Here is a 17920-nt window from a genome sequence, read left to right on the forward strand (position 1 = left end):
GCGTAAGCGAGTGCGGCGTGCGCGATGCGAGTCGCCGCACTCATATGACAAATGGAGACAAACCATGTGCAACGTGTACGTCAACGCGGACCCGATCCTGTATGAATCGCGCACGCGTTCGCTGCGCATCCACGGCGTGATTACGACCGTGCGGCTGGAGAATCTCTTCTGGGACGTGCTGCATGAAATCGCGTCGCGCGAGAACATGACGACCACGCAATTCGCCGTCAAGCTCTACGACGAACTGATCACGTTGCGTGGCGAAGTGCCCAGCAATTTCGCGTCGTTCCTGCGCGTGTGCTGTCTGCGCTATCTGTCGATCGTCGCGGGCAAAAGCGAGTTAACCAGCTTGCCTTTGCCTGTCCCGGAGCCGAAGCCGCGTGTGCTGAAGACCGTCTGACGGCGGCTCTATCGCGACTGCGTGCGGCAGACATTCGTCGCCCTGAACGCATCCCGGCGTCGAAGGTGAACACACGGCGCTGACGCTGGATCTTTGACTCCGCGCGCGCGCTTCACATTATTTGCCCGCACCCGTCGATGGAATGCACGTGAGTACCAGCGAGCTGCCGTTTCCCGCTTCCCCGCTCAGCATCGCGCGATGCGTGTCGCGGTGATCGCACGACCATTGCGCGGTGAAATCGCGTGCGCACGACGCACGTTGCGTTCGGTCAAGGCTCGCTTTCACGACATAGCGGCAGGTCGCGCGATCGTTGCAGTGTGCGGCGAGATCGCGCGTGGAGTTGCCGGATGCCGCGCCGCAATTGGCGCCGTATGTGGCCGATTCGATCCGTATGCGCGGCGTCTGCCCGGCTGCAGCGATGACGGGAACGAGCGCACTGCCAATCGCAATGCGCGTGAGCAGGCCGACTCCTCGCTTCATCATGTTTCTCCCGCTACGTGTCGCGCAATCTCGCGAGCACCGCTGCAACGATGCGATTGCATCGCGTGCCGCCGAACTCGAACAAGTCCGGGCCGAGCTTGTCGACTTTCATCCGCCAGCGCGCTGTGCAACAACAGTTTCGCTCTGAAATGACGGCTGCGCACGGTGGCTTCGGGAATATCGAGGCATTGCGCCGTTTCCTCGACGCTCATTTCTTCGACGGATCGCAGCACGAAAATCGTGCGAAAACCCGAAGGCAGCGCATCGAGTTTTTGTTCAGGCAGCGCGCGAATCTCGGCGCGCGCTGCCGCCTGATCCCGTGCATCGCCGTCGCGACGTTTCGAGGGGTTAGATATCACGAGACGGAAGGCTGTTCCCGCTTGCGCTCGACGGTGGGTGTCGTCGAGAGGAAGAGGGTGTTAGCCGTGCGTGCGCGTCGGCGTCTTGCGCACCGGCTCGAACGGTTTCCTGTGCGCCGAAAAGCTCAGGCGCCGAAAGCGCTCGCGCTTGTGCTCTTCGTCGAAGTGCGCGACGGAAGTCTTCACGAGATCGCTGCGCGAGACGACGCCGAGCAGCTGCATCGAATCGCGATCGACCACGACGGGCAGGCGTTCGAGATCATGCACGGCAAGACGCGTTGCGATGAGACGGCAGGTTTCGTCAGGCAGCGCGACGACCAGAGGACGATCTTTCATCACGTCGGCGAGCGGCGTTTCGAGCGTATGCTGCGTTGCGCCGTCGCGCACGGCATCGAGCGTCGCGCGGTCGACGACGCCGAGCACCGCGCCATTCTCCCGCACGACGGGATATGCGCGGCGCCTCTGCGTGGCGCCGAAGTGCGACATGAGCGCGTCGCGCACGCTGAGCGCGCCGTTGATCGAATCGACCTTTTGCGTCATCACTTCATCCACATAATGCCGTTCGAGCGGATCGACACCATACTCGCGATAGATGTGATAACCGCGCCGTGCGATCTTCTCCGTCATGATCGAGCGCTTCATCACGACGGTGGCGAAGCCGTGCGCGACCAGTGTCGCGGCGAGCAGCGGCAGTAGCGCGTTGGCGTCGTGCGTGAGGCCGAAGGCGAACAAGATGGCCGTGAGCGGTGCGCCAAGCGTCGCGCCGAGCGTCGCGGCCATGCACACGAGCGGCCACAGCGCGGGCTCGTTGCCGGGGAGCACGTGACCGAGCACGGCGCCGAGGCCCGCGCCAAGCATCAGCAGCGGCGCGAGCACGCCGCCCGACGTGCCGGAGCCGAGCGCGATCACCCAGATCACCGCCTTGACGACGAGAATCGCCACGGCCACCTGCACCGCGATGTGCTGATGAAGCAGATCGCCGATCACGTCATAGCCGACGCCCAGCGCGCGCGGCTCGATGAATCCGCCGATGCCCACGGCCAGACCGCCGATGGCGGGCCACCACATCCAGTGCAGCGGCAGCTTGTGAAAGAGGTCTTCAGTCTTGTAGAGCGCTGCCGACAGGCCGGACGCGAGCGCACCCGACAACAGTCCGGCGATTACGCACGACACCAGCGAAATAGCCGTGGGCGCCGCCGTTTGCAGCGGAAACAGCGCTTCCGTGCCGAAGAAGATCGCGCGTGCGAAGCCTGCCACCGCACACGCGAGCGCGACGGGCAGAAAGCTGCGCGGCCGCCATTCGAACAGCAGCAGTTCGACCGCGAGCAGCACGGCCGCGACGGGCGTGCCGAACACAGCCGTCATGCCCGCGGCGGCTCCAGCGACGAGAAGCGTCTTGCGTTCCGCCGACGTCACGTGCACGCACTGCGCGATCAGCGAGCCGAGCGCGCCGCCCGTCATGATGATCGGACCTTCCGCGCCGAACGGGCCGCCGCTGCCGATCACGATGCCGGACGACAGCGGCTTGAGCACGGCGACCTTCGGCGACATGCGGCTCTTGCCGAACAGAATGGCTTCGATGGCTTCGGGAATGCCGTGTCCGCGAATTTTTTCCGAACCGAAGCGGGCCATCATGCCCACGATCAGCCCGCCGATCACGGGAATGACGATCACCCATACGCCGAGCGTATTCCCCGCAGGCGAGCGGTCGGCGAATGAAAAGCTGCCGAAGAAGAACAGGTTCGTGAACAGATGAATCAGGCTCAGCAGTAGGAACGCGGCGATCGTGCTGAGAAAGCCAATGCCTGCCGCCAGCAACGAAATGCCTGGCAAGCGCGAGTTGCTGGAAAAATCCCGCTTGTGAGAGTTGTCGCTCATCGATGCAGTGCCGCCTTGAGGCCGGTATGAAAGGTCGATCAGAGGTCGATCTGCGGAATGGTGAACGCACCCTTGAGCGAGCGCAGTTCGGCGCGATGCAGCTCCGCGAGCCGCGCCAGCACTTTTTCCCCGGCCTTCAGCAGATGCACCTCCACCTGGCGTCGATCGGTCTCGCTCACCTTGCGCTTGACGAGTTCGAGCGCTTCGCAGCGCGAGACCAGCGCGACGACGCCGTGATGCTGCGCTTGCAGACGTTCCGCCAGTTCGCCGATAGTCGCCCACTCGCGATCGGGGTAGCCCTTGATATGCAGCAGCAACAGGTATTGCAGCGGCGTAATGCCTTCACCCTGCGCGGCCTGTTCGGAGAAGCGTTCGAAGCGCCGCATCTGATAGCGAAACTCCGAGAGCTGTTCGTAGTCCGCTTTGTTCAGCGAGCGTGTGAGAACTTTCATGTCGATTGGCCGCTCAAGGGGAAAACGGGAAAATATCATAAAATGATACATTCGGCGATGCGGGCGCATCGCCGTTCGGAAAATTCAGTGCTGTCGTGTCAGCGACACCGCGCGTCGCCGTGCGTCTGTCAAGCGGCCGCGGGACGCTGTTGCGTCTGGGTCTGCATCTGGCTTTGCCGGTAAAGGCCTTCGATCAGATCGGACTGCGTGATGATGCCGACCAGCCGGTCGTGCGTGTCGATCACGGGAATGTGATGGTGACCGTCGTCGGCGAAGAAGGGCACCAGTTCAACGATCGGCGTGTCCGTCGCGACGGTGCGCACGTGCGTCGTCATCACGCTGCTGACGAGCCGGCCGCGATTCTCGTCGCGCTTGAAGAGACGCGCCGACAGCGCTTCCATCAGACGAAGGTCGGCGCTTTTCGGCTTGTTCGTCAGGTCGGCGCGCGTCAGGATGCCCACCACGTGCTGACGGTTGTCGACCACGGGCAGCGCCTTGATCGAATGGCGCTGCAACAGGTCGGCGGCGGCACGCAATGTCGTGTTGGGCGCGACGCTAACCACGGGCGCCGACATCACGTCACGGCATGCCAGTTCGCCGAACGTGCGTGCGTAGGCGTGCATCTGCGTTTCGCGGAACAGGGTTTCGAGGTCTTCCGGGTCGATGTCGAGCAGTTCGCCACGGCGGTTCAGCACGGCTTCGAGGTCGGCGCGCGTGACGCTGTCAGCCGACGCGGGCATTTGCGGAGCGGCGGGCGCCGCGCGGGTGGCGTGCGGATAGCGGTGCCCCGTCACCGCGTGATAGACAAGCGCCGCGCCCAGCAGCGCCGCCGACTGGACCAGGATCGGCTCGAGCACGAAGCGAAAGCCGAGCGCATGGATGGCCGGGCCGCCGAGCACAGCCGTCAGCGCGACGGCGCCTGACGGCGGGTGCACGCAGCGCAGCGCGAACATCGCGGCGATTGCGACGCCGACGGCGAGAGCCGCAGCCGCGACCGGGTCGGAGATCAGCGTCGCACAGGCCACGCCGACCGTCGCCGACACCAGGTTCCCGCCGATGATCGACCACGGCTGCGCCAGCGGACTCGCGGGCACGCCAAATAGCAGCACGGCCGACGCGCCCATCGGCGCGACCAGCATCGGAATGTTCGCGGCCGGCCCGAGCAGCAGATGCATGCTGCCGCCCGTGAAGGCGATGCCGATCAGCGCGCCGAGTGCCGAGCGCATGCGCTCGGGCCATTTGACGTTCATCGCGGCGGGATAAAAACGCGCCAGCCACTGGAGAAAGGGGGAACGGGTCAAGATGTTGTTGTGTAATAGGAAACGGGCAGGCGTACGTTAAGGGAAAACCTGTCAGAAAGGAAACAACTTGTCGTCATGGATATATGCCAACGTGATATAAATCGGCGTCGATCAGAATACGGCGGGGCCCGCAACGACCCTGAAACTGCCGGGAAAACCCCTACGCGGCATACCCTTGCACTGCATCACGGCGTGATATGAATTGGGGCGGAAAGGGGTTCGCCTGCTTTTCGGCTCGCTGGCGCATCGCCGCATTAACGGGCATGATCGTGGCGTGTGCCTGCTCCCATCCTGGAGCGGCACATAACCCTTCCACCGACGCGCCAGGAGATCGAGCATGGAACCCTTTGACGCTGCCAACCCGTTCGCCGAATTCAACAAGCTGTTCGAACAGTTCAAACTGCCCGGATTCGACGTGCCGGCCGTGATGGAAGCGCGTCGCAAGGATGTCGAGGCGCTGATCGCCGCCAATCAGACGGCCGTGCAGGGCATGCAGGCCCTTGCACAGAAGCAGGCCGAGATGCTGCGTGCGACGCTGAGCGAACTGCAGGAGGCTGTGCAGAAGCAGGCGGCATCGGGCGGCATGCCGTCGGCGCAAACGGCCGAACTCGTCCAGCAGACGCTGCACAAGGCACTCGCGGACATGCAGCAGCTCACGCAGGCCGCTTATCGCACGCAGGCCGATTCGTATGCGGTTATTGCGAAGCGCGTCGAAGAGAATGTCGAAGAGCTGAAGACGCTGCTGCAGAAGAAGTGACCGCGTTCGGATAGGCTGGCTCAGACAACGCGGGCCGCGTGCGGCCCGCGTCCGCTCAGGTGCGCGCCGATGCCTGCGCAATCACGCGATGCACGAAGCGCAGCTTGTCGACGACAGGCGGCGCAAGCGTGAACGGGTAGCCATCGGGCATACCCAGGCTGCGGTTCAGGCTGTTCAGCACGTCCGTCAGCGGATACCACCGTTTCATCAGATTATCGAAGCTCGCTTCCTCGACGGGGGTCTGGTCGGTCAGACGCGGCTCGTTGGGCGCGGGTGGCAATAGCGCGAGCCCGTATGCCGTCGACGTATCGAGCACGTCGACGATCAGCAGATAGTGCGCCCAGGTTTCTGCCCAGTCTTCCCACGGATGCATCGTCGCGTAAGCGCTGATGCAGCGCGCGTCCCAGTCGGCGGGCGCGCCGTCGCGGTAGTAGGCGTCGAGCGCTTCGCCATAGTCGGCCTGTTCGTCGCCGAAGCGCTCGCGAAACGGCTTTAGCCAGTGTGTGCCCGCAATCAGCTTCTGGAAGTAGTAGTGCCCGGACTCGTGGCGGAAATGCCCGAGCAGCGTCCGGTACGGCTCGCACATGTCGGTGCGCACTTTCTCGCGATGCGCGTCGTCGGCTTCAGCGACGTTCAGCGTGATGCGGCCGTTGTCGTGGCCCGTCATGATGGGAGCCGCAGGGTCGACGTTCTCAAGGAAATCGAATGCGAGGCCGTTGTCCGGATCGACGTGGCGCGACTGGATGGCGAGACCGAGCGCATCGAGCGTGTACAGCAGGCGCCGCTTCGCCGTCTCGAGCCGATACCAGTAGAGCCGGTTGTTCGGCTCCGCCAGGTTCGGAATGGTGTGGGTGAGACGGCACGAGCGGCATAGCGTTTCGGTGTCGTCGGCGGGCAGCATCCAGTTGCAGACGTTCTCAACCGCGTAGTTGTGGCATTGCTGGTACAGCTTACCCTCGGCGTCGGGATGCAGGCTGCGCCATTGGCCTTCGTCAGCCGCTTCGAACGCGCTGATCTCGCGCAGTTCCGGCACGTAGCCGAGCAATGCCTCACAGCGTTCGCACAACACGTTCTCGAAGAACACACGCTGGCCGCATCGGTTGCAATGGAAGGCTTTCATCGCTCGAACCCATTTGTGTCGTGCTGTTGAAGGAGGAGCAAAGCGCCACCGTTCCCGCAATCTTCATGCCGCTGCGCTATAAATGCGCTGCCCGTATTCACCTGTCGTGCTCCTATTGCGTGCGCGACGGGAGCAACGCATGCGCCGCTTGTGCGCCGTTCTGGTGCGCGCGAGGTGTGGGCGAGATAGCTGGGCAAAGTCAGGCAGCATGCCGTCCCCGCCTGACAATGCGATCGATGCCCATGCAACACCTGCAGCAGTTTCAGCCTCGACGGCATAAAGCTTGCTTTTCGCGGCTGCCCCCGCGGTTACCCCGTTATCGGCCTTTCCAGTCCAGGAGTCCGGAGTGTCCATACGCGTCGCGCTGAACCATGTTACGCATTACCGGTATGACCGTCTCGTCGGATTGTCGCCGCAAGTCGTGCGGCTGCGTCCGGCGCCGCATTGCCGCACGCCGATCCTGTCGTATTCGATGCGCGTCGAGCCTGAGCAGCACTTCATCAACTGGCAGCAGGACGCTTTCGCGAACTATCAAGCTCGGCTTGTGTTCCCCGAGCGGACGCCTGAGTTCAAGATCACGGTCGATCTCGTCGCGGAGATGGCTGTCTACAACCCGTTCGACTTCTTTCTCGAACCGTCCGCCGAGCAGTTCCCGTTCGAATACGCGCCCGAACTCGCGGCGGAACTCGCGCCGTATCGCGTCAGGCGCGCGATGACGCCGCGTTTCGCGGAATTTGTCGCGAGCATCGATCGTTCTCCGCGCGGCACGACTGATTTCCTCGTCGATCTGAACCAGCGGCTGCAACGCGAAATCCGCTATCTGATCCGCATGGAGCCTGGCGTGCAGACGCCGGAGGAGACGCTCGTCAACGCGTCCGGCTCCTGCCGCGATTCCGGCTGGCTGCTGGTCGAAACGCTGCGCCAGCTAGGACTGGCGGCGCGCTTCGTGTCCGGTTATTTGCTGCAACTCGCGCCCGATACGAAGTCGCTCGATGGTCCGAGCGGCACAGAATACGATTTCACCGACCTGCACGCGTGGTGCGAGGTGTTTCTGCCGGGCGCGGGCTGGATCGGCTTCGATCCGACTTCGGGCCTGCTCGCGGGCGAAGGGCATATTCCCGTCGCTTGCACGCCGGAGCCGGGCAGCGCCGCGCCGATCTCGGGTGCTGTCGACGAATCCGAAGTGGAGTTCGCCCACGCGATGTCGATTACGAGGGTGCTCGAATCGCCGCGCGTCACCAAGCCCTATACGGAAGCCGCCTGGGACCGCGTGCTGACGATGGGCGCGCAGGTGGACAGCCAGCTCGACGCGCTGGATGTGCGCCTGACGATGGGCGGCGAGCCGACGTTCGTCTCCGTGCGCGACCGCGACGCCGCCGAATGGAACACCGACGCGCTCGGCCCGACCAAGCGCGCTTATGCCGTCGCGCTGATGGACAAGCTGCGCGCGTACTACGGCGCGAACGGCTTCCTGCATATCGGCCAGGGTAAGTGGTATCCGGGCGAGCAATTGCCGCGCTGGGCGCTGTCGTTGTACTGGCGGGCGGACGGCGAGCCATGCTGGCGGGATCCGACGCTGTTCGCGGACGAGCGCACTCCGGGCAGCTATACATCCGATGACGCGCGCCGCTTCCTCAGCGCGCTCGCGGACAAGCTGTCCGTGGACAGCCGGCATGTGCAAGCCGGCTATGAGGACACGTGGTACTACCTGTGGCGCGAACGCCGCTTGCCCGTCAACGTCGATCCGTTCGATTCGCGTCTCGACGACGAAATGGAGCGCGTGCGCCTGCGCCGCGTGTTCGACGCGGGGTTGTCGGGCGTGACGGGTTATGTGCTGCCCATCGCGCGTTCGGAGCGCGGTCCGGGCTGGACGAGCGGCGCCTGGTTCTTTCGCGACGAGCGCATGTATCTGATCCCCGGCGATTCGCCGATGGGCTACCGCCTGCCGCTCGATTCGCTGCCGTGGGTGTCGAAGGCCGACTATCCGTATCAGCACGCGCACGACCCGTTCGCGGAAGTTGCATCGCTGCGGACGTCGGTGCAACTGCGGATGCAGTACGAGGGCGCTTCACACGAGGCGCGCAGCGGTGACGGCTTCGGCGGTGGACGCGGGACGGGCGCAGACAGCGGCGAGGGCTCGCGCACCCAGCCAGGCGACCGCGTCCCCGAGCGCGGCGAATCGGCGTCGTCGGTGATCCGCACGGCACTGTGCGTCGAAGCGCGCAACCCGGCGCGCGCAGCGGGCCCGAAGGTCGAAGCGGACGCCTTCGGCGATGGCCGCGCACTGCTGCACGTCTTCATGCCGCCGCTGACCGGGCTCGACGACTATCTGGACCTGCTGGCCGCCGTCGAGGCCACGGCCGCCGGGCTGAACATGCAGGTCGTGATCGAAGGCTATCCGCCGCCGCGCGATCCGCGTCTGCATCTGCTGCAGGTGACACCCGATCCGGGCGTGATCGAAGTGAACATTCATCCGGCGAAGAACTGGAGCCAGCTCGTCGATCACACCGAGTTCCTGTACAACGCTGCGCACGAGTCCTATCTGAGCACCGAGAAGTTCATGCTCGACGGCCGTCATGCGGGTACGGGCGGCGGCAATCACTTCGTGCTCGGCGGCGCGACGCCTGCCGACAGTCCGTTCCTGCGCCGCCCCGACCTGCTCGCGAGTCTGGTTGCGTACTGGCACAACCATCCGTCGCTGTCGTATCTGTTTTCCGGGCTGTTCATTGGACCGACGAGCCAGGCGCCGCGTGTCGACGAGGCGCGCAACGACCAGGTCTACGAACTCGAACTCGCGTTCGCGCAATTGCAACGCCAGGTCGATCTGCTCGGCGGCCAGAACGGTGCGCAACTGCCGCCGTGGATGATCGACCGCGCGCTGCGCAATATCCTGATCGACGTGACGGGCAACACGCATCGCGCCGAGTTCTGCATCGACAAACTCTATTCGCCCGACGGCCCGACGGGCCGCCTCGGCCTGCTCGAACTGCGCGGCTTCGAAATGCCGCCGCACGCGCGCATGAGTCTCGTGCAGCAGCTGCTGCTGCGCGCGCTGGTCGCGGCCTTCTGGAAGACGCCGTACACGACCCGCCTTACCCGCTGGGGCACGGAGCTGCACGACCGCTTCCTGCTCGGCACGTTCGTGCAGATGGATTTCGACGACGTGCTGGCCGATCTGCGCGACGCTGGCTTCGCGTTCGAGAGCGAATGGTTCGCGCCACATTTTGCGTTCCGCTTCCCGGCCATCGGAGAGATGCACGCGAACGGGCTATCGCTTGCGATCAGCGGCGCTCTCGAACCGTGGCACGTGATGGGCGAAGAGGGCTCGGCGGGGGGCACGGTGCGTTACGTGGATTCCTCGGTGGAGCGGCTCGAAGTGAAGGTGCTGGGGCTGAACGACAACCGCCATCGCGTGAGCGTCAACGGCGTCACCTTGCCGTTGCAGCCGACGGGCCGCGTCAGCGAGTTCGTCGCGGGCGTGCGCTTCCGCGCATGGGCGCAGCCGTCGTCGCTGCATCCTACGATAGGCGTGCACGCGCCGCTGACGTTCGATGTCGTCGATATGTGGACGGGCCGCTCGATAGGCGGATGCCAGTATCATGTCGCTCATCCGGGCGGACGCAATTACCAGACCTTCCCGGTGAATGCGTACGAAGCGGAAAGCCGGCGTCGCGCGCGCTTCTTCACGACGGGCCACACGCCGGGCCAGTTGGCAGTGGAAGCGGCGCCGCGCAGCCAGGAGTTTCCTTTCACTCTGGATCTGCGGCATTGGTGAGCCGCTGCGGCAACCGTCAAACCCATAACGACAGACTCGCGACGACATCTTGGCCTTTCAATCGACCTTTCCGTTCGAAGCGGCAGCAGGCCATCCGGACGCGCTGGCACTGCTGCGCACGCTGCCCATGTTGGACGTGCGCGAAGGGCACTGGGACGAACTGCGCGATGCATCGGGCCTGCTGCGCAAGCCGTGGCGGCGCTTTTTCGAACTGCTCGGCGAGGAAGGCATCGCGGCGCTGGAGCCGGCACGCGCGTCCATCGCGCAGCAGGTGCGCGACAACGACATCACGTACAACGTCTACGCTGACAAGGGCGAGCCGCGCCCGTGGGCGCTCGACCTGCTGCCGTTCATCATCGACGAAGACGAATGGGCGCAAATCGAGCGCGGCGTGAAGCAGCGCGCGAAACTGCTGAACGCGATCGTCGCCGATGTGTACGGACCGCAGACGCTGCTGCTGCGCAGCAAGCTGCCGCCCGCGCTGGTTTTCGGGCATCCCGGTTATCTGCGCGCGGTAAAGGGATTCGCGCCGCAGGGCGGCCAGTTCCTGCAGGTGGTCGGCGTGGATCTGGCGCGAGCGCCGGACGGCGCATGGACGGTCGTGTCGCATCGCACGGAAGTGCCGTCGGGGCTCGGTTACGCGCTCGAAAACCGCATGATCGTGTCGAACGTATTCGCCGATGCATTCCGCGAAATGCGCGTGAGCCGGCTCGCGCCCACTTTCTCGACGCTGATCGCGACGCTCGCCGAATGGGCGCGCGCGACGATGCGCGACGGCAACACTGACAGCGCGCCGCACATCGCGCTGCTGACGCCGGGGCCATTCGCGGAGACCTATTTCGAGCATGCGTTTCTTGCGCGCTATCTGGGTGTGACGCTCGTTGAAGGCAAAGATCTGACGGTGCGCAACGACATGTTGTATCTGAAGACGCTCACGGGGTTGGAACGCGTGCATGTCGTGCTGCGCCGTCTCGACGACGCGTTCTGCGATCCCGTCGAATTGCGCGCCGATTCGACAATCGGCGTGCCCGGCCTGCTGCAGGTGATGCGTGCGGGCAACGTGATCGTATCGAACGTGCCGGGTTCGGGCTTTCTCGAATCGCCGGCGATGCACGGCTTCTTGCCGGGCATCGCGCAGACGCTGTTGAACGAACCGCTGCAGCTGAACGGCGTGTCGACGTGGTGGTGCGGCGAAGAAGCCGCGCGCGAGCATGCGTTCGCCACCATGGACGAAGCGTTTCTGCAACCGACGTGGCCCGTGCGCACGCCGGACGGGCCGCCCGGCATCGCCCAGGGCGCGCAGCGGCTCGATGCGTGGCGCAGCCGTATCGAACGCGCGCCCGATGCGTTTACGATCCAGCAGCCGTTGCCGTATTCGTGCACGCCGCGCTATGAAGACGGCACGCTCGGCAACCGGCCGTCCGTGCTGCGCGCGATTGCCGTCGCCGATGCGAACGGCGACTGGCACGTGCTGCCGGGCGGTTTCACCCGTCTCGCGGGGGAGCGGCAGTCGTCGGTGTCGATGCAGTTCGGCGGCAGCAGCGTCGATGCGTGGGTGCTGTCCAGTCATCCCAATTCGACGTTCACGCTGTTGCCGTCGCCGCTCCAGCCCGCCGATCTCGCGCGCAAGCATCGGACGGTGTCGAGCCGCGCCGCGGAGAACCTGTTCTGGAGCGGCCGCTACGGCGAGCGCGCGGAAAACAATGTGCGGCTGCTGCGGCTGATACTCGGATCGCTGGAAAGCAACGGCGCGGACACGATGTTCGCCACGCTCGCTGAACTCGCGCTGCAGTTCGGTCTCGTGCAACCGGGCGACATCGTCGCCGGGCAGTCGCTGCAGGCGTTCGAACGCACCCTGGTCGCAAATCTGCACGAAAACACGGGCGCCTACAGCATCGGCCAGAATCTCGCGAGTCAGGCGCGAGCAAGCGGCGAGATACGCGGGCGGCTTTCGAACGATCACTGGCGCATCACGCTCGCGGCGCGCAACGACTTCCGCGATGCACTGCACGAAATGACACCGTCTGCGGCCGTTTCGTCGAAGGCGTCGTCGCGCGGCAAGGCGCGCTACAACCGCGTGTCGCTGATGAATGCGCTCGAACATCTCGCCACGCAACTGGCGGCGATCAGCGGCGCGCAGGGTGACCGCATGACACGCGACGAAGCATGGCGTCTGATGTTCGCGGGGCGCCATATCGAGCGCGTATGGGCGATGACGTCGATACTGCGTGTCGTCGCGATGCAGCGGCAGCTCGCGACGCCCGCCGCATTCGATCTGCTGCTGCAACTGTTCGACAGCACGCTGACGTACCGGTCGTTGTATCCGGGGCGTCTCGAAGTGCCCGCGCTGCTCGATCTGCTCGTTATCGAACCGACCAATCCGCGCGGGCTGTACGGCGTGTACATGCGCTTGCGCTCGAAGCTCGATGACATTTCGCGGGCGGCGGGCGGCACGCGGCATCGTCCGTTCAGCGACATGTTGCCGTCCGCGGCCATGCTGCCGTCGCTCGAACAGCTGTGCGAGACGAATGGCGAAGGCATGTACGCGGAATTGATCTCGCTGTGCGACCGCCTTGCGATGAGCGTAACGGCGGCCGCCAACGAAATCAGCGCGCGCTATTTCAGCCATGCGAAGTCGCTCGCGGCGCAGGTGTCGTCATGAAAGACGCGCAGACGCTCTTGTGCGTGTCGCATCGCACGACGTATCACTATTCGACGCTTGTCGAAACCGCGCAGCATCTTGCGACCATTCGGCCGCTCGCGTGTGCCTGGCAGCACGTAGTCGCGCACACCGAGCGCATCGAGCCGGCGCCATCGTATCTGAATAGCCGCATCGATGCATTCGGCAACGACGTGCTGTACTTCGCGCTCGACGCGCCGCACGAGCGTCTGCAAATGGTCAGCGAAACAACCGTGCAGCTCACGCCGCGCTGGTCCGATCTCGATCCCGAGGCGACGTCCGCATGGGAAGAGGTCGCGGATTCACTGCGGTTTCGTGCGGGCGGTGCGTGTCATCCGCAGGCGGAGTTCTGTTTCGCATCGCCGAACATCGCGCTCAAGCCTGCATTGCGCGACTACGCGCTGCGCAGTTTCCGGCCGGGCATCCCCATCGTTGCGGGCGCGATCGATCTGATGCACCGCATTCATGCGGATTTCGACTACAAACCGTCCGCGACCATGTTCGATACGCCCGCCGAACGCGCATTCGATATGAAGAGCGGTGTGTGTCAGGATTTCGCGCAGGTGATGATCGGCTGTCTGCGCGCGCTTGGCTTACCGGCGCGTTACGTCAGCGGCTATCTGCGCAACGACCCGCCACCCGGCCAGCCACGTCTGATCGGCGCGGATGCGTCGCATGCGTGGGTATCGGTGCATTGCCCGCAAAGCGGCTGGATCGATCTGGACCCGACCAACGACGTGCTCGCGGATATGGATCACGTGACCCTCGCAATCGGCCGCGACTATAGCGACGTCTCGCTGCTGCGCGGCATGATCCTTGGCGGCGGCGCACATCGCGTCGATGTGGCCGTCGGTGTGGTGGCGCTGTGAGAAACAATGAATTTCACCTCGCGTGCCGCACGGCGGTTTGACAGCGTGCATACGCACATATACACTTCCTTCCCATGAGCAAGCCCATTTCCCACGACGATTGCAACTGTTTCGCATTGCGCCAGGCGGCGCGGTACGTGACGCAAATCTATGAGCGCCACCTGGGCGAGGTCGGCCTGACGGCGGCGCAGTTCACGATCGTCGCGAAGCTCGCGCGCAAGCCGGGTCTGACCATGCTGGAACTGGCGGACTCGATGGTGATGGAACGCACCACACTCGTGCGTGCGCTCAAGCCGCTTCAGCGGGACGGACTTGTCATCAGCGAATCGTCGGAACACGACGGGCGCACGTATCAGTTCAGCCTGTCGAAAGCGGGCAAGGATACCTTCGAGCAGGCGGCGCTTGCGTGGCGCGCCGCGCAGGAAGAGTTCGAAAGCAAGTTCGGACGCAGCCGCGCGAAAGCATTGCGCGCCGAACTGTTCAATCTGACGTCTTCATAAATCGCGGGTGTTTTTTGTGCGCATGCATCGCATGCACGGCAAACTCGATTTCATGGTGTGCATATGCACGTAAAAGCGGGAACGGAAGAATTACGGGTGTCGCCCGAAGATGATTGTTTTGCGATCCGGCAGGCGGCGCGTTATGTGACTCAGGTGTACGACCGTCACCTCGGTCAAGTAGGCCTCAAAACCACGCAGTTTTCGATCATGTGCCGGCTGCTGCGCCGCAAGTGGATGACGATGAAGGAACTCGCCGACTCGATGGTGATGGAACGCACCACGCTGGTCCGCGCGATCCAGCCGCTGCAACGCGACGGACTGGTGTTCACGGAAGCGTCGCGCAGCAATCGCCGTGTGTTGACGGTGATGCTGACGACGGTGGGGGAAGAGCGCCTGAAGACAGCACGCGAGCATTGGAACGCGGCGCAGAGCGAATTCGAGGAGCGTTTCGGATCACAGCGTGCGGCGCGGCTGCGCGAAGAACTGTTCGACATGACCAGGCGGTGACGAAAGATTTCGATGCAACAACGCGGGCGCATTTGAGCGCATTTTTTCAACGTCTTCCAGTGCATACGCACAAGAAAATACAGCCATGTCTACCACTCCTTCCATTGCGCCGTCCGCGGTCGCAGGCGCGGCGAAGCAGGCGCGCAGCATTCCGTGGATGCTACTGGCGGTGATCTCGGTGATCGTCGTGATCGCAGCCGCCACCTCATACTGGTTCTTCGTGGGCCGTTTTGTCGAAACCACTGACGACGCCTATGTCGGCGGCGACGTCACCGTGCTGGCGCCGAAAGTGAACGGCTTCGTCAGCGACGTGCTGGTGCAGGACAATCAGTACGTGACAGCGGGCCAGGTGCTGATTCGTCTCGATGCGCGCGATTACGATGCGCGTCTCGCCCAGGCGGATGCGGAGGTCGCGAGCGCTGAAGCGGCCGTGACCGAGCTGGAAGCGAAGAAATCGCTGCAACTCGCGACCATCAACGAGCAGGGTGCCGAAGTGCGCGCGTCGAATGCGGAGCTGACGCGAAGCGCGTCGGATTCGGTGCGTTATCGCCAACTGGTGAAGGACGATGCCGTCTCGAACCAGGTCGTCGAGCGCGCCGATGCCGATCTCGCGAAAGCCCATGCATCGGTGGATCGCAGCAGCGCGGCGTTGACGGCCGCGCAGCGTCAACTTGCCGTGCTCGATGCGCAGATCAACGATGCGCACGCTCGCGTCGCAACGGCGTTGGCGGCCCAGCGTGTCGCCGCGTTGAACGTCGAGTACACGACGATCCGCGCACCCATCGACGGTTATGTCGGCAATCGCACGGCGCGTGTCGGCGTGCTCGCGAATGTCGGCGTGTCGCTGCTGACGGTCGTGCCTGCGAGCGGTCTGTGGATCGACGCGAACTTCAAGGAAGATCAGTTGAAGAAGATGAAAGTCGGCGACACCGTCGATGTCGATCTGGACGCATCGAGCCGCCGCATCGAAGGCGTGGTCGAGAGTCTCGCGCCGGCGACGGGCGCAACCTTCAGCGTGCTGCCCGCCGAGAACGCCACCGGTAACTTCACGAAGATCGTGCAGCGCGTGCCTGTGCGCGTGCGCCTTTCGGTGCCGAAGGACATGCAGGGCGTGCTGCGCCCGGGTCTGTCGGCGACGGTGAAAGTGCATTTGCGCGAGCATGACGCGCCCTCCGAAGCGGCCCGCGACTCTGCCCGCCCGGCTTCGTAATCGACAGACGCGGCGAATATCATGAGCAAGACGACTTCTCCTCCCATGAATCCGGCCGATCTGCCGACCGGCACCAAAGTCTTCGCGTTCTCACTGCTGTGCCTCGGCTTCTTCATGGCGACCCTCGATATCCAGATCGTGGCGTCGTCGCTGAAAGATATCGGCGGCGGGCTGTCGGCGAGCCAGGATGAACTGTCGTGGGTGCAGACCGCGTACCTGATCGCCGAGATCATGGTGATCCCGATGTCGGGCTGGCTCACGCGCGTGTTCTCGACGCGCTGGGTGTTCGCGGCATCCGCGTTCGGCTTCACGGTGACCAGCATGCTGTGCGGGCTCGCGTGGGACATCAACTCGATGATCCTGTTTCGCGGCCTGCAAGGCGCGGCGGGCGCCGCGATGATCCCCACGGTGTTCACGACGGCCTTCATGCTGTTTCCCGGCAAGCAGCGCATTCTCGCGGCCACGACGATCGGCGCACTCGCGTCGCTCGCACCGACCGTCGGCCCCGTGATCGGCGGCTGGATCACCGATCAATGGTCGTGGCACTGGCTGTTCTATCTGAACCTCGTGCCGGGCGTGCTGGTGACCATACTCGTGCCGCGTTACGTCAATGTCGACCACGCCGATATTTCGCTGCTCAAGACGGGTGATTATCCCGGCATCCTGCTGATGTCGGGCTTTCTCGGCTGCCTCGAATACGTGCTCGAAGAAGGCCCGCGCAAGAACTGGTTCGGCGACGAAGTCATCCTGCTCTGCGCGTGGATCTGCGCAATTTGCGGCTTCCTGTTCCTCGTGCATGCATTCACGGCGAAAGAGCCGATCGTCGATCTGCGCGCGCTCGCGATCCGCAACTTCGGCATCGGCAGTCTGCTGTCGTTCATTACAGGTATCGGGCTGTTCTGCACGGTGTTTCTGACGCCCGTGTTCCTGTCGCGTGTGCGCGGTTTCGATTCGCTGCAAATCGGTTTTGCGCTGCTGTCCGTGGGTTGTGCGCAACTCGTCGCGCTGACGGCTTACTCGATCCTCGCACGCCGGGTCGATATGCGGCTGCTGATGGTGTTCGGCCTGATCTGCTTCGGCGTCGGCTGCTATCTGTACGTGCCGCTGACGAATCAATGGGGCTGGCAAGAACTGCTGATTCCGCAGGTGCTGCGCGGCGTCGGCCAGCAGTTCTGCGTGCCGCCCATCGTGACGATGGCGCTCGGCTCGCTGCCGCCTTCACGTCTCAAGTCTGCGAGCGGCCTGTTCAATCTGATGCGCAACCTCGGCGGCGCGATAGGCATCGCCGTGTGCAGCACGATGCTCAACGACCGCCTGAACCTCCATTACGAACGCCTCGACGAACACGTGACGGCAGGCCGCCCCGTGATCGAAGCGATGCTGCAAAACCAGGCCGCGCATTTCGCGGCGGTCGGCGGGGACGTGCTGAACGGTGCATCGGCGGGGCTTGCATCGCTGCACGCGCTGCTGATGCGCGAGGCGCTCGTGCTGACTTTCTCCGATACGTTCCTCGCGGTCTCGCTGTGTTTTGCGGTCGGACTCTTCAGCGTACTGTTTTCGCGGCCTTTCGGCCATACCGCGCCGCCGCCCGATGCGCACTGACATGCGTGCGAACACATCAACCATTCCGAC

General features: G+C 64.2%; 14 protein-coding genes and 1 pseudogene. 9 read left to right on the top strand and 6 right to left on the bottom strand.

The annotated features are described in order from the left end of the window. Positions 1–64: 64 nt before the first annotated feature. Positions 65–400, top strand: coding sequence for a ribbon-helix-helix domain-containing protein (locus BPHY_RS22540; protein WP_012403767.1), 336 nt, complete (start codon positions 65–67; stop codon positions 398–400). Positions 401–517: 117 nt separating this feature from the next. Here the strand turns inward: BPHY_RS22540 and BPHY_RS22545 are convergent, their stop codons facing one another. The 5 genes and pseudogenes from BPHY_RS22545 to BPHY_RS22565 all read right to left on the bottom strand — a co-directional run bounded on the left by BPHY_RS22545 (position 518) and on the right by BPHY_RS22565 (position 4870). Then, complete coding sequence (locus tag BPHY_RS22545; protein WP_012403768.1) at positions 518–883, bottom strand: hypothetical protein; 366 nt, start codon at positions 881–883, stop codon at positions 518–520. A gap of 10 nt (positions 884–893) precedes the next feature. Continuing rightward, positions 894–1197 (bottom strand): annotated as a pseudogene (locus BPHY_RS22550) (sigma factor-like helix-turn-helix DNA-binding protein); the annotation flags it as partial. Between the two features lie 102 nt (positions 1198–1299). Then, on the bottom strand, positions 1300–3117 hold the full coding sequence (locus BPHY_RS22555) for a chloride channel protein (RefSeq protein WP_012403769.1): 1818 nt from the start codon (positions 3115–3117) through the stop codon (positions 1300–1302). A 38-nt stretch (positions 3118–3155) separates the two neighbouring features. After that, entirely contained in the window at positions 3156–3569 is a 414-nt protein-coding gene (locus tag BPHY_RS22560) for a MarR family winged helix-turn-helix transcriptional regulator (RefSeq protein WP_041764548.1), read from the bottom strand. A gap of 128 nt (positions 3570–3697) precedes the next feature. After that, positions 3698–4870: an HPP family protein gene (locus tag BPHY_RS22565; RefSeq protein ID WP_041764552.1), complete on the bottom strand. Its 1173-nt coding sequence runs from the start codon at positions 4868–4870 to the stop codon at positions 3698–3700. Between the two features lie 337 nt (positions 4871–5207). Between BPHY_RS22565 and phaP the strand changes: the two genes are divergently transcribed. Beyond that, positions 5208–5627 (top strand): phasin family protein, encoded by a 420-nt coding sequence (phaP, locus tag BPHY_RS22570; protein WP_012403772.1) that lies wholly within the window; start codon positions 5208–5210, stop codon positions 5625–5627. Between the two features lie 55 nt (positions 5628–5682). On the opposite strand, the gene BPHY_RS22575 is transcribed toward phaP, so the two are convergent. Next, entirely contained in the window at positions 5683–6747 is a 1065-nt protein-coding gene (locus BPHY_RS22575) for a zinc-binding metallopeptidase family protein (protein ID WP_012403773.1), read from the bottom strand. 346 nt (positions 6748–7093) lie between these two features. On the opposite strand from BPHY_RS22575, the gene BPHY_RS22580 reads away from it, so the two are divergent. From BPHY_RS22580 to BPHY_RS22610, 7 genes are all read left to right on the top strand, one after another. Then, a complete protein-coding gene (locus tag BPHY_RS22580; protein WP_012403774.1) occupies positions 7094–10522 on the top strand; it encodes a transglutaminase family protein in 3429 nt (1142 codons plus the stop codon). 49 nt (positions 10523–10571) lie between these two features. Then, a complete protein-coding gene (locus tag BPHY_RS22585; protein ID WP_012403775.1) occupies positions 10572–13184 on the top strand; it encodes a circularly permuted type 2 ATP-grasp protein in 2613 nt (870 codons plus the stop codon). Then, positions 13181–14071, top strand: a complete 891-nt coding sequence (locus BPHY_RS22590; protein WP_012403776.1) for a transglutaminase family protein — start codon at positions 13181–13183, stop codon at positions 14069–14071. The genes BPHY_RS22585 and BPHY_RS22590 overlap by 4 nt, the downstream gene beginning before the upstream one ends. A gap of 74 nt (positions 14072–14145) precedes the next feature. Next, the gene (locus tag BPHY_RS22595) at positions 14146–14571 is read left to right on the top strand and encodes a MarR family winged helix-turn-helix transcriptional regulator (RefSeq protein WP_012403777.1); all 426 of its coding nucleotides are present in this window, start codon (positions 14146–14148) and stop codon (positions 14569–14571) included. A gap of 63 nt (positions 14572–14634) precedes the next feature. Next, on the top strand, positions 14635–15078 hold the full coding sequence (locus tag BPHY_RS22600) for a MarR family winged helix-turn-helix transcriptional regulator (RefSeq protein ID WP_012403778.1): 444 nt from the start codon (positions 14635–14637) through the stop codon (positions 15076–15078). An 85-nt stretch (positions 15079–15163) separates the two neighbouring features. Further along, positions 15164–16288, top strand: coding sequence for an HlyD family secretion protein (locus BPHY_RS22605; protein WP_012403779.1), 1125 nt, complete (start codon positions 15164–15166; stop codon positions 16286–16288). A gap of 21 nt (positions 16289–16309) precedes the next feature. Beyond that, positions 16310–17890: a DHA2 family efflux MFS transporter permease subunit gene (locus BPHY_RS22610; protein ID WP_012403780.1), complete on the top strand. Its 1581-nt coding sequence runs from the start codon at positions 16310–16312 to the stop codon at positions 17888–17890. Positions 17891–17920 lie beyond the last annotated feature (30 nt).

Source organism: Paraburkholderia phymatum STM815 (assembly GCF_000020045.1).
Lineage (GTDB): Bacteria > Pseudomonadota > Gammaproteobacteria > Burkholderiales > Burkholderiaceae > Paraburkholderia > Paraburkholderia phymatum.

Coding starts and splice junctions, on each gene's coding strand:
- BPHY_RS22540 (WP_012403767.1), top strand. CDS start 65: ATGTGCAACGTGTACGTCAACGCGGACCCGATCCTGTATGAATCGCGC.
- BPHY_RS22545 (WP_012403768.1), bottom strand. CDS start 883: ATGATGAAGCGAGGAGTCGGCCTGCTCACGCGCATTGCGATTGGCAGT.
- BPHY_RS22555 (WP_012403769.1), bottom strand. CDS start 3,117: ATGAGCGACAACTCTCACAAGCGGGATTTTTCCAGCAACTCGCGCTTG.
- BPHY_RS22560 (WP_041764548.1), bottom strand. CDS start 3,569: ATGAAAGTTCTCACACGCTCGCTGAACAAAGCGGACTACGAACAGCTC.
- phaP (WP_012403772.1), top strand. CDS start 5,208: ATGGAACCCTTTGACGCTGCCAACCCGTTCGCCGAATTCAACAAGCTG.
- BPHY_RS22575 (WP_012403773.1), bottom strand. CDS start 6,747: ATGAAAGCCTTCCATTGCAACCGATGCGGCCAGCGTGTGTTCTTCGAG.
- BPHY_RS22590 (WP_012403776.1), top strand. CDS start 13,181: ATGAAAGACGCGCAGACGCTCTTGTGCGTGTCGCATCGCACGACGTAT.
- BPHY_RS22595 (WP_012403777.1), top strand. CDS start 14,146: ATGAGCAAGCCCATTTCCCACGACGATTGCAACTGTTTCGCATTGCGC.
- BPHY_RS22600 (WP_012403778.1), top strand. CDS start 14,635: ATGCACGTAAAAGCGGGAACGGAAGAATTACGGGTGTCGCCCGAAGAT.
- BPHY_RS22605 (WP_012403779.1), top strand. CDS start 15,164: ATGTCTACCACTCCTTCCATTGCGCCGTCCGCGGTCGCAGGCGCGGCG.
- BPHY_RS22610 (WP_012403780.1), top strand. CDS start 16,310: ATGAGCAAGACGACTTCTCCTCCCATGAATCCGGCCGATCTGCCGACC.